We start from the raw sequence: 14952 nt of genomic DNA on the forward strand, positions 1-14952 counted from the left end.
GCATGACCCAAGCAGATGCAAACCCATGAGCACCCTTGTAGAGCCGCTGCACCAGCGGGCCCGCATGCTTGCTGATTACGTGCAGCCCGTCATTCTGGCGCTGGGCACTGCGGGCATCACCGGCGGTGCCATGGCCGCCGCAGGAATGCTTGCGGACACGGCGCTACGGCGGCACCGTCAGTCCCAGGATTGACGGTCAACGCACCGCCTGATGCCCCATCGGTCCATGGCCTGCGCCAAACCCCGGCGCTGCGAGCAACGCTGCCCGAACGAACTCCCGGCCATCCCGCACCGCTTCCTCAAGCGTGGCGCCCTTCCCGAGGAGGGTGGCGATCGCACTTGAGAGCGTGCAGCCGGTACCGTGTGTGTGGCGGGTGTCGATGCGCGAGCCGGTCCATACCACCGGGTCCGTGCCGTCCACGATCAGGCGATCCACCACCATCTCGCCGGGCGCGTCTCCTCCCTTCGCGAGATAGGGTATGCCCCGGCCAACGAACGCTTCATCGCCGCCAAGCGCTGCGAGTTCATCGAAGTTCGGAGTCGTGAGGCAAGCGATCGCCATAAGTCGCCCGAACTGCTGCACCGTCGCTTCGTCCGCGAGAACCGACCCCGCGGTCGAGATCATGACAGGGTCGAAGACCACAGGCACGCCGAGCTTTTCCAGCCGATCCGCTACCACGCCTGCGATCTGCGGGCTTCCCAGCATCCCGATCTTCACAGCGTCCACCCCGATGTCGGACGCGCAGGCGTCTATCTGCGCGCCGACCATGTCGGCGGACAAGGCGGTCACCGCCGTCACGCCACGAGTGTTCTGGGCGGTAATAGCCGTAATCGCCGTCATCGCGAAGCCACCCAGCATCGTGATGGTCTTGATATCGGCCTGGATGCCGGCGCCGCCGGAACTGTCGGACCCGGCGATGGAGAGGATGCGAGGGGGCTGGTTCATGACCGCGCTCCTTATCCCCTCACCCCCGATCAAGTCGAGCCTTGCCCCTTGAAACGTCGCTGCTTCGATGGAGGCGCCGAATCGTGGTGCCGCTTGGCGCGGGTGGGACGATCGACGAGTTCGCCCCCGCACGTCGGACACAGGTCGTCCAGCGCATCCGCGCATTCGGCGCAATAGGTACACTCGAACGAGCAGATGAACGCGCCGGGCGCCTCTGCAGGAAGGGACGTGCCGCAGCGTTCACAGTCAGGCCGCATCTCTAGCATCAGCAGCATCCTCCCCGGAATTCCAAGAGAATCATGCCGCTGCCTTCTCGACGGCGTGGCAGATCGAGGCCACGGCCGCTTCCACTTCGCCGGCATCGTCGCCTTCGGCCATCACGCGGATGACCGGCTCCGTGCCCGAGGGGCGGATCACGAGGCGCCCCCGACCGTCGAGCGAGGCCTGCGCATCGGCGATGGCCGCCCTGACGCTGTCCTCCTCAAGCGGGCGGCCGCCGGCAAAGCGCACGTTGCGCAGCAGCTGCGGCACGGGATCGAACAGATGGAGCAATTCGCTCGCCCGCTTGCCCGACTGAACCAGGGCCGCCAGCACCTGCAGCGCTGCCACCGTTCCATCGCCCGTCGTCGCATGATCGAGCAGGATCATATGGCCGGACTGCTCCCCGCCCACGTTGAAGCCGCCCTCCCGCATGCGCTCGAGGACGTGGCGGTCCCCCACGGCCGTGCGTTCGAGCGAGAGGCCCTGTCCGTTGAGGAAGCGCTCCAGCCCGAGGTTGGACATGACGGTAGCCACGACGCCGCCGCCGCGCAGTTCACCCCGGGCGGCAAGCTGGCTTCCGGTGAGCGCCATGATCTGGTCGCCATCCACAGTCCTGCCCTTTTCGTCCACGACGATCAGGCGGTCCGCGTCACCGTCGAGAGCGATGCCGATATCAGCGCCGCAGGAGACTACGGTTTCCTGAAGCAGATCGACGTGAGTCGAGCCGCAGCGCTCGTTGATGTTTCGTCCATTGGGGGACACGCCGATCGAGACGATCTCCGCCCCGAGTTCCCAAAAGGCCGCGGGTGCGACCTGGTAGGCCGCGCCATTCGCGCAGTCGACGGCGATCTTCAGGCCATCGAGCCGCACCGACGAAGGCAGCGCGGCCTTCACCGCGTGGATGTACCGGCCGTTGGCGTCGTCAACGCGGCGGGCGCGGCCGATTTCAGCGGATGGCGCAAGGGGCAGATCCTGCGCAAGCATCGCCTCGATCGCCAGCTCATCCGCGTCGGAGAGCTTGAATCCGTCAGGGCCGAACAGCTTGATGCCGTTATCCTCGTACGGATTGTGGCTGGCCGAGATCATGACGCCCACATCGGCCCGCAGTTCCCGCGTCAGCAAGGCCACGGCGGGCGTGGGCATGGGGCCGAGGAGGACGACGTCCATGCCAACGCTGGTGAAACCGGCCACCATGGCGTTCTCCAGCATGTATCCGGAAAGCCGCGTATCCTTGCCGATGACCACCCGGTGGCGGTGGGCGCCGCGAAGAAAATGAGTGCCAGCCGCCTGGCCCACCCGCATCGCCGTGGCCGCGGTCATCGTCCCTTGATTGGTTCGGCCCCTGATACCGTCCGTGCCGAAGAACTGTTTCCCCATTCTCTGACCTTTTCTATGCAGCGTTCAATATAGCTTCGAAACGCCGATGCCTTGTCTGGCGCGACATAGGCACCCTGACTTTGGCGCGCCCTTACAGCTTGATCGTTGATCCGTCGAACAGATAACCGTCACCCGCCGTCTGCTCGCGACGAAAGCATAGCGCAAGGATAATGCTTCGAAGGCCCCTGGGGCAAATTGCCATCCGGAGCACTGACGCTTATTTGTCGCTGCGCATGACTTCGCTATCCCCCGCTTCATCAAGCACCTCGCGCATCCCTGAAATCCGCGTTCCCGGCGCGCTGACGCTGACAGGCCTGATCTGCGGACTGGTCCTTGGGCTCATCCTCGCGGGCAAGCCTCAGGCGCAGCCGGCCCTGGCGATTGCGGCCCCGGTCGGCTCGTTGTGGCTGCAGGGCCTGCAGATGACGATCCTCCCGCTCGTCGCCGGCCTGCTCTTCTCCGGCATTGTGGAGACGGTGGCTGCGGCCAAGGCCGGCCTCATGGCGCGGCGGACCCTGGGCATCATCGTGGGTTTCCTCGCCTTCAGTGCCATCCTTGGTGCCGTGGCAATGCCGCTACTGCTCGACCTCTTCCCCGCCCCCGCCGGCGTCAGCTTCGCGCAGGGCGTCACCCCGGGGAAGGTACCGGGCCTGTCCGACTTCCTCGCATCCCTGCTGCCCTACAACGTGGTCTCGGCTGCGGCGGCCAGCGCGATGCTCCCGGTCATCGTCTTCGTCGGGCTGTTCGCCTTCGCGTCCACGCGGCTTCGCGACGAGCCCCGCAAGCTTCTCGCACTGCTGTTTGAAGGGCTTGCCGGCGCTATGATGGTCGTCATCGGCTGGGTCCTGAAGCTCGCTCCGATCGGCGTCTTCGCTCTGGGTCTGTCGCTTGGCGTGCGCAGCGGCGGTGCGGCGCTCGGGGCGCTCGCGCATTACATCGTGCTTGTCGTCACCGTCGGCACCGTGGTGATGATCGCGGGCTATGCGATCGCAGTCATCGCGGGGCGGCGCAGCCTCTCGGCCTTCTTCAAGGCCATGCTTCCGGCGCAGGTCGTCGCCGTGTCCACCCAGTCCTCGCTGGCCACCCTGCCGACGATGCTGGCGGCGAGCCGCAGGCTGGGCGTTGCGACCACCACGGCGGAGTTCGCCCTTCCGCTCGCCGTCACTCTGTTCCGCGCGACCGGGCCGGCGATGAACATGGGCGTGGCGATCTACGCGGCGAAGCTCGCCGGGGTGGAACTGAGCGCAGGCGCTCTGGCGGCGGGCGCCTTTGTCGCCTTCGCCACCACGTTTGGCGCGGTATCGCTGCCCGGCACGATCAGCTTCGTCTCCTCCATCGGACCGATCGCCGCCACGATGGGTGTGCCGCTAGGGCCGCTCGGCGTACTGGTGGCGGTCGAAGTGGTGCCCGATCTTATGCGGACGCTGGGCAACGTCACCATGGACGTGGCGGTATCGACGGCCGTCGATGCCGGGATGAAGACGGAGGAAGCGCCCGAGGAGACTCTTCACTGAGCGGGAGCAGCCTGCCCGCTACTCCTCCAGTTCGATGTCCCAGTACAGCCAGTCACGCCAGGTTTCGTGCAGGTAGTTTGGCGGGAATCCGCGCCCCCGCTCCTGCAGTTGCCAGCTTGTGGGGCGGATTGGCGGGACGAGCGGCGGCATCTTGGCCTGTTTCGGTGTTCGCCCGCCCTTGCGCAGGTTGCAGGCCGAACAGGCGGTCAGGATGTTTTCCCAGCTTGTGCGGCCGCCCAGCCGGCGCGGCACCACGTGATCGAAGGTCAGGTTGTGCGGACTGCCGCAGTACTGACAGGAAAAGCGGTCCCGCAGGAAGACGTTGAACCGGGTGAAGGCGGGAAACTCACTGGGTTTCACGTACTGGCGCAGCGCGATCACGGACGGGATCTGCATCGTCCAGTTCGGGCTGTGGACGGCACGCTCGTAACTGGAGACGATATCCACCCGCTCCAGCACCACGGCTTTGATCGCGGTCTGCCAGGGCCACAGGCTGAGGGGGTAATAGGAAAGCGGCGTGTAATCCGCGTTGAGAACAAGAGCAGGGCAGTCTGAAAGACTTCGGGAGGAGTCCCCCTCCGCGCTGCGGAACCGGGCCGCGCGCTCGATCAGCTCCGACTTGAGCATGGCCTCCTGTCGCAGGCCCGGATTGCGGTTTCATGGCACTCCATGCGGCTATTTCGAGCACTTGCGTGCGAGTACGTCAAGATGCCGCATGACCGGAGCCCCGCCGATCCACAGCACGGCTTGCCTGCGCCGCCACGCACGCTACGACCCGCAGCGATGCGCACGCGTTTCGCCCCCAGCCCCAATGGCCCGCTTCACCTCGGGCATGCCTATGCAGCCCTTGTCGCCCACGACACGGCACGTGCGCGCGGCGGCGCGTTCATCCTGCGCATCGAGGACATAGACGGGGAACGAAGCCGCCCCGCCTTCGTCGAGGAAACCCTGCTGGATCTAAAGTGGCTGGGCCTGCCCTGGAATGGCGAACCGGTGTTCCAGTCGCAGCGGCTCGAAAGCTACGCCGCCGCGGGAGAGCGGCTGAAAGCGATGGGCCTTCTTTACCCGTGCACCTGCACCCGCGCCGAGATAGGCGCTGCCGCGACCACGTTCGGACCCGATGGGCCCGTGTACCCCGGTACGTGCCGCGACCGGCGGGTCGATCCTGCGGCCGCTGCCGCCTGGAGGCTTGATGTGGAACGGTCCCTCACCATGACCGGACCGCTGTCATGGACGGACGAGGTCGCGGGCCGGCAAACGGCCACCCCCATGATGTTCGGCGACATTGTACTTCTGCGCAAGGACCTGCCCGCAAGCTACCACCTTGCCGCCACGCTCGACGATGCGGCTGACGGCATCAGCCTTGTGACACGCGGGATGGATCTGTTCTACGCAACGCACATACACCGCCTTCTCCAGGCGCTTCTCGACCTGCCGGTGCCCACCTGGCTTCACCACCCGTTGCTGGTGGAGCCGGACGGTCGCAAGCTGGCGAAGCGGCGAGGCTCACCCTCACTGGGAGACCGGCGGCGGGCCGGCGAGGATGGACGCACCATCGCCCAGGCACTGCGCGAAGGGCGCTTCCCGACTGGTATTTCCTTGTCCCGGGGCGTACACCAGACGCCATGAACTACATCCTTGTTCCCATCATCATCGTGCTGGTGATCATGGTCATCGTCAGCCTCGTGCGCGGCATCATCGCCTTCATGAACAACACGAAGGAAGATCTGAACCGCGACCCGAATGCCATCGGGCCGTCGCCCAATCAGATCCTGCAGAACAGGATGATGTTCAACCGCATCAAGTACCAGATGGCGGCCGTGCTGGTCTGCGCCCTCCTGCTCGCAATGGCGCGCTGAACGCGCAGGCCCTCATCCGGCCGGTATGTGACGGCGGAAAGCTGTCCGCCTGGCACGGGCACCTGCCTTCACGCGATGGCCACGACGCGCCCGACGTCCTCCCTTGAAAGGAACGAACTTGGTCCGCCTCAACAAGATCTACACCCGCACCGGCGATGATGGCACCACCGGCCTGGTCGATGGCTCGCGCCTCCCCAAGCATGCGGCGCGGATGGAGGCAATCGGCGCCGTGGACGAGGCCAACAGCGCGATCGGCCTCGCCGTCTGCGCTGTTGGGGACAGCGATCACGCAGCCACCTTGACGCGCATCCAAAACGACCTGTTCGATCTTGGCGCCGACCTCGCCACGCCCGGGGACGATTTCACACCCGGCGAGATGACCCTGCGCATCGTTTCCGCGCAGCCGGAGTGGCTGGAGACGGCGATCGATGCAGTGAACGAACGGCTTGCGCCGCTGAAAAGCTTCATCCTTCCCGGCGGAAGCGAAGCCGCTGCGCGTATCCACATCGCGCGCGCCTCTGTCCGCGCCGCCGAGCGCAGGGCGACCGCACTCGCGGCGAGCGACGCCGTCAATCCGGCCGCGCTTGCTTACCTCAACCGGCTCAGCGACTATCTTTTCGTGCTCGCCCGTGCAGTCAATCGCGACGGCGCAGACGACGTTCTTTGGGTCCCCGGACAAAATCGCTAGGTTCCCTCCCGCGCGTGCAGCGGCTACCCAGCCGCTGCATCAACTTGAGAGGGAGTTAGGCAGTGCGGTCAGTCGGCATAATCGGCGCAGGCATCATGGGTTCGGGCATCGCCCAGACCGTGGCGAGCAAGGGCATGGACGTGGTTCTCACGGACGTCAGCCTGGAACTGGCCGAAAAGGGCAAGGCCGGCATCGCCAAGGGCCTTGCGAAGCTCGTCGCCAAGGAAAAGCTGACGCAGGCGGATGCCGACGCGCTGCTTGACCGTATCACCCCGGCCGGAGACTACGCCGCCCTGTCCGGCTGCGATCTCATCATCGAAGCCGCCACCGAGCGGGAGGACATCAAGGCCAAGATCTTCGAGGCAGCCGGCAAGGTTCTTGGCCCCCACGCAATCATGGCATCGAACACCAGTTCGATCCCGATCACCCGGATGGCGGCGGGGACACCGGACGCAGCGCGTTTCTGCGGCCTGCACTTCTTCAACCCGGTGCCGCTCATGGGCCTGGTCGAGGTCATCCCCGGCCTTGCAACCTCGCAGGACACGATTGACCGCATGAAGGCCTTCGGCGAGAAGCTGGGCAAGACGGTCGTCCTGGCGGGCGATGAGCCGGGCTTCGTCGTCAACCGCATCCTGTGCCCCATGCTCAACGAAGCGATCTTCGTGCTGGGCGCGGGCATCGGTTCGGTCGAGGATATCGACGCCGGCTGCAAGATCGGCCTCAACCACCCCATGGGACCGCTGACCCTGGCTGACTTCGTCGGGCTCGATACCCTCTACGAGATCATGAAGGTGTTCCACTCGACCACCGGCGATCCGAAGTACCGCCCGGCCCCCCTCCTCCAGAAGTACGTGGAGGCGGGCTGGTACGGTCGCAAGACCGGAAAGGGCTTCTACGACTACTCAGGCGAAGTCCCGGTTCCAACGCGCTGAGCAATCCACGTGAGGGAGACGGCACCGCCTCCTTCGCTTTGGAACCCCCTCCTCTGCCGGTCCGTTGTACCGGCAAAGGAGATTTTCGATGATTGATCGCGCCGATGACGTTCCGCCCGAAGCCCTCGAAGACCAGATGGAAGAAGATTCCCAGGCCCAGACCGTCACCGATGAGGCCATGGGCCGCAACAGCGCCGCACAGGGCCTGAGCGACACGGAAAAGGTCAAGGGCGGCGTTTTGGATGAAGACGACGTGGAAGACATCGTCGACCACATGAACCAGATGGACACCAGCGGGAACATCGACATGTCCGCCTATGATGGCGAGGATACGATGGATGATCTGGAGAACCGCTACGGCCAGCGCAACGCCGCCGATCCAGACTTTTCCGCCGACGATTCCTGATCGCGGCGGCGACTGATCCTCAGTCCCCGGATCCCGCCTCGCGCTTGAGATCGTAGAGGATCTCGAGCGCGTCGCGCGGTGAGAGCGCGTCCACGTCCATGTTCCGCAGCTTGTCCCGCACGGTGTCGCAGACCTCTTCCCGAGCATCCAGCGCCGCTGCGAACAGAGGCAGATCGCCAAGCCCCGCCGCCAGCCCGCCGGTCTCCGCGCGGCCCTTCTCCAGCTTCTCGAGCACGGACTTGGCCCGGCTGATGACCTTGGGAGGCACGCCGGCCAGCCGCGCCACCGCCAAGCCGTAACTGCGATCCGCTGGTCCGTCCGCCAGTTCGTGAAGAAGGACCAGATCCCCCTTCCACTCGCGCGCGCGGACGTGGTGAAGCGACAGCGCTTCGCAGGATTCCGCAAGCCGCGCCAGCTCGTGATAATGGGTGGCGAAAAGGCAGCGGCAGCGGTTCGTCTCGTGGACCGCCTCCGCCACAGCCCAGGCAAGTGCAAGCCCGTCGTACGTCGAGGTTCCGCGGCCGACCTCATCGAGGATCACGAAGCTCCGCTCGGTCGCCTGAGCGAGGATGGCGGCGGTCTCCACCATCTCCACCATGAACGTGGACCGACCCCGCGCCAGGTTATCGGAAGCGCCCACGCGGCTGAACAGGCGATCCACCATGCCGATCCGCGCCGACTTCGCGGGCACGAAGCCTCCGGCCTGTGCCAGCAGGACGATCAGCGCATTCTGGCGCAGGAAAGTCGACTTGCCGCCCATATTGGGGCCGCCGATCAGCCAGAGACGGTCGTGACTGGCAAGGCGGCAGTCGTTGGCGACGAAGCGCTCCCCCTGCACCTTGAGTGCGGCTTCAACGACGGGATGGCGGCCGCCCTCGATTTCCAGCGCAAGCCCCTCGGTCACCTGCGGACGTGCCCAGTTTCCCTCGGCGGCGCGCTCGGCCTGCCCGGCGGCCACGTCGATCCGCGCCAGGGCAGCGGCGGTGCGGGCGATTCCGCAACGCGCGGCAACGGCTTCGCCCACCAGCGCTTCGAAATGTGCGTCCTCGGCGGCGAGGGCGCGTCCCCCCGCTTCGGTGATCCGGGCCGCTTCCTCATGAAGGGCCAGCGCGTTGAACCGCATGGCGCCTGCCATCGTCTGCCGGTGGGAAAATCCGCTTTCCGGCTCCATCAGCCTGTCGGCATGGCGCTGTGGCACTTCGATGAAGTAGCCGAGCACGTTGTTGTGCTTGATCTTGAGGGAAGCGACGCCGGTGTCCTCGCGGTACTTCGCTTCCAGAGCGGCGATGGCACGGCGAGCGTTGCCCGACATCACGCGCAGTTCGTCGAGTGAGGCGTCGTACCCGCTGGCGATGTAACCGCCCTGCCCGCGCTCGGTCGGCGGCGTTTCCACCAGGGCGCGGGCGAAATGGTCCACCAGCGCGCCGTGACCGCCCAGTTCCGGCAGCAAGCGCTCAAGCAGCACCGGCACGTCGTTCCTCTGGGCCAGCCGCTCGCCGATGCGGTGGGCGCCGGAAAGCCCGTCGCGAAGTTGCCCCAGGTCGCGCGGCGATCCGCGGCCCGCAACCACACGGCCCAGTGCGCGGCCCACATCGGGCAGTGCTCGCAAGGCGGCACGCAGATCCTCGCGCAGCAAAGCGTCGTCGTGGAGCCATTCGACCAGTTCAAGCCGCTCGGCAATAGCCAGTCGGCTCGTCAGCGGCGCCGAAAGGTCGTCCGCCAGCTGCCGCGAACCTGCGCCCGTGACGCAGCGATCGATCGCGTCGATCAGACTACCCTTGCGGCCGCCTTGAGAGGATTCGAGGATTTCGAGGCTGGCACGGGTCGCCTCGTCCATCGCCAGGGCCGCATCCGCCGCGCGCGCTTCGGGTGGCAGCAGCAACGGCAGGGCGCCACGCCCGACATGGTCGAGGTACGCGATAAGACCGCCTGCCGCCGCCAGCATCGGCCGGGTGAACGCCCCGAAGCCGTCCAGCGTGGCGACGCCGTGCACCAGCTTCAGCCTGCCTTCGCCCCCGTCGGAGGAAAACTCGTGCGCAGACCGGCGAATGGCGGCTTCCGGCGCCTCGTCCCACCCGTCAGGCACGACAAGTTCGCTTGCGCCGAGCCGGGCAAGCGCGGCCGCCAGCCGGTCTGCGGGGCACTCTTCAAGCTCCATGCGCCCGGTCGAAATGTCGCAGGCGGCAATGCCGACGGTGCCGCGCACCTCGCAGGCAGCAGCCAGGACATTAGCCCGACGCGGCTCCAGCAAAGCCTCTTCCGTCAGCGTTCCGGCGGTGACGAACCGAACGATTCCACGCGCAACGAGAGCCTTCGAGCCGCCGCGTTTCTTGGCCTCGGCGGGTGTCTCCGTCTGCTCGGCGATGGCGACCCGGCAGCCCGCCTTGATGAGGCGGGCGAGGTATCCTTCCGCCGCATGGACCGGCACCCCGCACATCGGGATCGGCTGCCCCAGGTGCTCGCCTCGCGTGGTCAGCGCGATGTCAAGCACCTGGCTGGCGGTCTTCGCGTCTTCGAAGAACAGTTCGAAGAAGTCGCCCATGCGATAGAACAGCAGGCAGTCGCCGGCCTCCTCGCGAAGCGCGAGGTACTGGGCCATCATCGGAGTTGCGCCGGAAGTCATGCCTCCGGCGTTAGCGGTGCGGGCGTCGTCTTGGGAAGCACGAAGCTGCCGCCTTTCCCCTATCGCGTGGCGGTAACATCCGTTAGTGCCCCTTCCCGAAACCGGGGAGACCACACTTGTCCGAAAAGTCCAAGGTGCAGTTCACTGATCGCGAGGCGCTGTTCTACCATCAGACGCAGCGCCCGGGTAAGATCGAGATCATCGCCTCCAAACCCATGGCCACCCAGCGTGACCTGAGCCTTGCCTACTCGCCCGGCGTGGCGGTGCCCGTGCAGGCCATCGCTGACGATCCATCCACGGCCTACGACTACACGGCCAAGGGCAACCTCGTGGCAGTGGTCTCGAACGGCACGGCGATCCTGGGCATGGGCAATCTGGGCGCGCTGGCTTCCAAGCCGGTGATGGAAGGCAAGGCGGTGCTCTTCAAGCGCTTTGCCGACGTCGACTCGATCGACATTGAACTGGCCAGCGAAGACACCGAAGCACTGATCGAGGCGATCGCGATGATGGAGCCGAGCTTCGGCGGCATCAACCTTGAAGACATCAAGGCGCCCGAATGCTTCATCATCGAGCAGGCCCTGCGCGAGCGGATGAACATCCCCGTCATGCACGATGACCAGCACGGCACCGCGATCATCGCGGCGGCGGGCCTCATCAACGCCTGTCTCATCACGGGCCGCAAGCTGGACGAGATCAAGGTCGTGGTGAACGGCGCGGGCGCATCGGCGCTGGCCTGCACCTCGCTCATCAAGTCGATGGGCGTTCGGCATGAGAACGTCCTCGTCTGCGACACGCGCGGCGTGATCTATCCGGGCCGCGAACGCGTGGACCAGTTCAAGTCCACCCATGCCGTCGCCACTGACAAGCGCACGCTGACCGAAGCGCTCGAAGGCGCGGACGTCGTGCTCGGCCTTTCCGCCAAGGGCGCGATCACGCCCGAGATGGTGCGCAACATGGCGCCCGAACCGATCATCTTCGCGATGGCCAACCCCGATCCCGAAATCACGCCACCCGAGGCCAAGGCAGTGCGTCCCGACGCGATCGTTGCCACGGGCCGTTCGGACTATCCGAACCAGGTAAACAACGTGCTCGGCTTCCCCTTCATCTTCCGCGGCGCGCTCGACGTGCGGGCGACCGCTATCAATGAGGAGATGAAGATCGCGGCGGCCACGGCCATTGCCGAACTGGCGCGCGAACAGGTTCACGAGGACGTGGCGGCCGCCTACGGCGGGGCGACGCAGCAGTTCGGCCGCGACTACATCATCCCAGCGCCGTTCGATCCACGCCTGATGGAGGTGGTGCCGATGGCCGTCGCCAGGGCGGCCATGGATTCGGGCGTGGCGCAGAAGCCGATCGAGGATTTCGAGGCATACCACGACCAGCTCAAGGCGCGGCTCAACCCGACGACCTCGGTGCTCACCCGCGTCTACGAACAGGTCAAGGCCAACCCCAAGCGGGTGATCTTCGCCGAGGCTGACAACGAGGTCGTCCTGCGCGCCGCGATCCAGTATCGCGACTTCGGTTATGGCGAACCGATCCTGGTGGGCCGCACCCAGGTCATTCATGACAAGATGGTCGAACTCGGCGTGTCCAATCCCGAGAGCTTCCACATCGAGAACTCGATGATCTCGACTCACGTCGAACCGATGGTCGAGATGCTTTACGAGCGTCTCCAGCGCCGCGGCTTCCTCAAGCGCGACGTGCAGCGCATGTGCAACACCGACCGCAACATATTCGCGGCCGGACTGCTGAAGCTCGGCGTAGGCGACGCCATGGTTACCGGCATGACGCGCCCCTTCGCCCAGTCGATGAAGGAAGTGCGCCGCGTTCTCGACCCCGCATTGGGCAAGCTGCCTTTCGGCATTCACATGCTCGTCGGCAAGAATCACACCGTCTTCATGGCGGACACGACGATCAACGAGCGTCCCTCCGCCGAAGAACTCGCCGTCATCGCCCAAGAGACGGCGACGGTCGCCCGCAAGCTCGGGCATGAGCCGCGCGTCGCGTTCCTGAGCTACTCCACCTTCGGCAACCCTTCGGGGCGTTGGCTGGAGACCACGCGCGAAGCAATCCGCCTGCTTGACGAACAGCAGGTCGATTTCGAGTACGAAGGCGAGATGGCGCCGGACGCTGCCCTCAATCCCAAGATCATGGAGCTTTATCCGTTCTCGCGCCTCACCGCGCCGGCGAACGTGCTCATCATGCCGGGCCTGCAGTCCGCCAACATCTCGGCCAAGCTGCTGAAGGAGATCGGCGGCACCACCTCGATCGGGCCGATGCTGCTGGGCATGGAAAAGCCGGTGCAGGTGGCTCCGATGACCGCGATCGCACCCGACGTCCTGACGCTCGCCGCGCTGGCGGCTGCCGGTATCACCGGCTGAGCCTTTCAAAGGATCAAGAAAAAAGAGAGGCCGAAGCGATGGCTTCGGCCTCTCTTTTTATTTGCGGCGATAGCGGAAGTACCAGACCTCGTGGCCGTAGACGGTTCGGGCCTTGTTTTCGTACCGCGTCTCCGGCCAACCGCTTGGGCGCACCTGAAAATCGCCAGGCTTCTCGCATAGCCAATCGAACTGGTGCCTGTGGCGCTGCATGACCATGAGAGCATGGCGCAGGTACACCGCGTGATCGGTGCCGAACCGGAATTCGCCGCCCGGTTTAAGCTTCGCCGCAAACATGTTCACCGGGCCGTCGTTCATCATCCGGCGCTTCGCGTGACGGGCCTTTGGCCATGGATCCGGGTGCAGCAGGTACAGGAACGAGAGCGACTCGTCCGGAATGCGGGCAAGAACTTCCAGCGCATCGCCGTGATGAATGCGCACATTGCCGATGGGCGGATGCGCGCCGTTGTCGCCGCTGACGTGCAGCAGGGCCTGCGCCACACCGTTGAGGAAAGGCTCGGCTCCGATGAAGCCGTGGTCAGGCAGCATGTCCGCGCGACTGGCCATGTGCTCGCCCCCACCGAAGCCGATTTCGAAGTGCAGCGGACAGTCGTGGCCGAACAGACGCGCGGCGGTGACCGGGCCTTCATCGGGCACGGCAATGCGCGGGAGCAGATCGTCCACCAGGTTCTGCTGGCCCGCGCGCAGCGGTTTGCCCTTGGCGCGGCCATAGAGACGGTTCAGCGTAGTCGGATCGCCGGATTTGTAAGCGGTCATGGCGCGCGCCAGTGACACTGCGCGGCGTTCGGGTCAATGGACTCGCGCCCGGCCGGGAGTTGCGCGGCGCAACTTGTGTCGCGGAAAAGCGGATTGCCGGCTGCAGGTGGCCCTGCTTTATGGCCGGCATGCTGCGCGCCATATTTCTCCTTCTTGCCTGCCAGCTGGCGGGCGAAGCGCTTCACAGGCTCACGGGCCTTCCGCTTCCGGGCACGGTCATCGGCATGGTGTTGCTTGTGGCCTGGCTGGCTCTTGTTCCCCGCGAACGGCCGGCGCTTTCGGCGGTGACCGCGTGGCTGACCGCTCACTTGGCGGTCATGTTCGTGCCCGCGGCGGTCGGCCTCGTAGAGGAAGGTCCGGTGCTTTCCCGCCACGGCGCCGGGCTCATCGTGGCGACGACCTTGTCGACCGTGCTGACGCTGGTGGTGACGGCGCTGGTGTTCCGGTGGGCGCTGCAGCGCTACGCACCGGAGAGCGGACGATGAGCGAAGGTGCCCTGTTGGCGATGCCGCTGCTGTGGCTGACGGGAACGCTCGGCGTGTTTGAGCTGTTCGACCGCATCTCGAAGCGCTGCAACCGGCACCCCCTGTTGCATCCCGTGCTCTGGTCGACGCCGGTCCTGATCGGCGCGCTGCTCGTCACGGGCACGTCCTATGACACATATCGCCAGGCCACATTCCCGCTGAGCTTCCTGCTCGGTCCGGCCGTGGTTGGTCTGGCGGTTCCGATCTGGGCCGAACGGCGGCGCATCCGCCGCCTCGCCCTGCCGATCCTCCTGTCGCTGATGGCGGGAGCGCTGACGTCGATCGTAAGCGCGGTGGGCGTGCTGGCCCTGTTCGGCGCGCCTACCACGTTACTCGCCTCGATCGCGCCCCGGGCTACGACAACCCCGGTGGCTATGGCGGTGGCCGGGCAGCTCGGCGGCATTCCGGCTCTTGCCGCCATTATAGTTCTGTTCGCTGGTGTGCTCGGCGCCATGGTGGCGACGCCGCTTCTCAACGCTATCAAGGTGCGGGATTACCGTGCGAGAGGCTTCGCCCTCGGCATCGCCTCTCATGGAATCGGTGCGGCGCGGGCGTTTCAGGTGGACGCCACGGCCGGCGCTCTTGCCAGCCTTGGCATGGCTCTCAACGCTATCGCCACGGCGGCGCTGCTGTCGATGATCGCCCTGCTGGCCTGAAGGCAAACGGC

Annotated in this window: 16 protein-coding genes; 10 read left to right on the forward strand and 6 right to left on the reverse strand. The window is 65.9% G+C overall.

The annotated features are described in order from the left end of the window. Nucleotides 1-25 precede the first annotated feature (25 nt). The gene (locus C2R25_RS20420; RefSeq protein WP_158250648.1) at nt 26-193 is read left to right on the forward strand and encodes a hypothetical protein; all 168 of its coding nucleotides are present in this window, start codon (nt 26-28) and stop codon (nt 191-193) included. A 3-nt stretch (nt 194-196) separates the two neighbouring features. Here C2R25_RS20420 and thiD read toward each other — a convergent pair whose 3' ends face one another. Genes thiD through glmM form a run of 3 tightly spaced genes read right to left on the reverse strand, consistent with a single transcriptional unit; the run spans nt 197 to nt 2584 of the window. Beyond that, on the reverse strand, nt 197-946 hold the full coding sequence (thiD, locus tag C2R25_RS10550; RefSeq protein ID WP_103729139.1) for a bifunctional hydroxymethylpyrimidine kinase/phosphomethylpyrimidine kinase: 750 nt from the start codon (nt 944-946) through the stop codon (nt 197-199). Between the two features lie 29 nt (nt 947-975). Further along, on the reverse strand, nt 976-1212 hold the full coding sequence (locus C2R25_RS10555) for a DUF1272 domain-containing protein (protein WP_103729318.1): 237 nt from the start codon (nt 1210-1212) through the stop codon (nt 976-978). Nucleotides 1213-1243: 31 nt separating this feature from the next. Next, the gene (glmM, locus tag C2R25_RS10560) at nt 1244-2584 is read right to left on the reverse strand and encodes a phosphoglucosamine mutase (RefSeq protein ID WP_103729140.1); all 1341 of its coding nucleotides are present in this window, start codon (nt 2582-2584) and stop codon (nt 1244-1246) included. A gap of 233 nt (nt 2585-2817) precedes the next feature. Between glmM and C2R25_RS10565 the strand changes: the two genes are divergently transcribed. Further along, nucleotides 2818-4098 (forward strand): dicarboxylate/amino acid:cation symporter, encoded by a 1281-nt coding sequence (locus C2R25_RS10565; RefSeq protein ID WP_103729141.1) that lies wholly within the window; start codon nt 2818-2820, stop codon nt 4096-4098. Nucleotides 4099-4116: 18 nt separating this feature from the next. On the opposite strand, the gene C2R25_RS10570 is transcribed toward C2R25_RS10565, so the two are convergent. Further along, complete coding sequence (locus C2R25_RS10570) at nt 4117-4725, reverse strand: HNH endonuclease (protein WP_103729142.1); 609 nt, start codon at nt 4723-4725, stop codon at nt 4117-4119. Between the two features lie 156 nt (nt 4726-4881). Here C2R25_RS10570 and gluQRS point away from each other — a divergent pair, with 156 nt between their 5' ends. The 5 genes from gluQRS (at nt 4882) to C2R25_RS10595 (ending at nt 7983) form a co-directional block, all read left to right on the forward strand. Further along, nucleotides 4882-5727 (forward strand): tRNA glutamyl-Q(34) synthetase GluQRS, encoded by an 846-nt coding sequence (gene gluQRS, locus C2R25_RS10575; RefSeq protein ID WP_103729143.1) that lies wholly within the window; start codon nt 4882-4884, stop codon nt 5725-5727. After that, nucleotides 5724-5957, forward strand: coding sequence for an HIG1 domain-containing protein (locus C2R25_RS10580; protein ID WP_103729144.1), 234 nt, complete (start codon nt 5724-5726; stop codon nt 5955-5957). Before gluQRS ends, C2R25_RS10580 begins: the two co-directional genes overlap by 4 nt. 118 nt (nt 5958-6075) lie before the next feature. Beyond that, nucleotides 6076-6645 (forward strand): cob(I)yrinic acid a,c-diamide adenosyltransferase, encoded by a 570-nt coding sequence (locus C2R25_RS10585; protein ID WP_103729145.1) that lies wholly within the window; start codon nt 6076-6078, stop codon nt 6643-6645. A gap of 62 nt (nt 6646-6707) precedes the next feature. Continuing rightward, complete coding sequence (locus tag C2R25_RS10590; RefSeq protein WP_103729146.1) at nt 6708-7577, forward strand: 3-hydroxyacyl-CoA dehydrogenase family protein; 870 nt, start codon at nt 6708-6710, stop codon at nt 7575-7577. A gap of 88 nt (nt 7578-7665) precedes the next feature. Next, the gene (locus tag C2R25_RS10595; RefSeq protein WP_103729147.1) at nt 7666-7983 is read left to right on the forward strand and encodes a hypothetical protein; all 318 of its coding nucleotides are present in this window, start codon (nt 7666-7668) and stop codon (nt 7981-7983) included. Between the two features lie 19 nt (nt 7984-8002). Here the strand turns inward: C2R25_RS10595 and mutS are convergent, their stop codons facing one another. Then, on the reverse strand, nt 8003-10606 hold the full coding sequence (mutS, locus tag C2R25_RS10600) for a DNA mismatch repair protein MutS (protein WP_199183808.1): 2604 nt from the start codon (nt 10604-10606) through the stop codon (nt 8003-8005). A gap of 116 nt (nt 10607-10722) precedes the next feature. Between mutS and C2R25_RS10605 the strand changes: the two genes are divergently transcribed. Beyond that, nucleotides 10723-12987: an NADP-dependent malic enzyme gene (locus C2R25_RS10605; RefSeq protein WP_103729149.1), complete on the forward strand. Its 2265-nt coding sequence runs from the start codon at nt 10723-10725 to the stop codon at nt 12985-12987. Between the two features lie 57 nt (nt 12988-13044). Here C2R25_RS10605 and C2R25_RS10610 read toward each other — a convergent pair whose 3' ends face one another. After that, nucleotides 13045-13761, reverse strand: a complete 717-nt coding sequence (locus C2R25_RS10610; protein ID WP_103729150.1) for a tRNA (guanosine(46)-N(7))-methyltransferase TrmB — start codon at nt 13759-13761, stop codon at nt 13045-13047. 128 nt (nt 13762-13889) lie between these two features. Between C2R25_RS10610 and C2R25_RS10615 the strand changes: the two genes are divergently transcribed. Continuing rightward, nucleotides 13890-14246 (forward strand): CidA/LrgA family protein, encoded by a 357-nt coding sequence (locus C2R25_RS10615; protein WP_199183809.1) that lies wholly within the window; start codon nt 13890-13892, stop codon nt 14244-14246. After that, nucleotides 14243-14941, forward strand: a complete 699-nt coding sequence (locus C2R25_RS10620) for an LrgB family protein (protein WP_103729152.1) — start codon at nt 14243-14245, stop codon at nt 14939-14941. The genes C2R25_RS10615 and C2R25_RS10620 overlap by 4 nt, the downstream gene beginning before the upstream one ends. The last annotated feature ends 11 nt before the right edge of the window (nt 14942-14952 follow it).

The sequence above is a fragment of the Novosphingobium sp. HII-3 genome, assembly GCF_002916655.1.
Lineage (GTDB): Bacteria > Pseudomonadota > Alphaproteobacteria > Sphingomonadales > Sphingomonadaceae > Novosphingobium > Novosphingobium panipatense.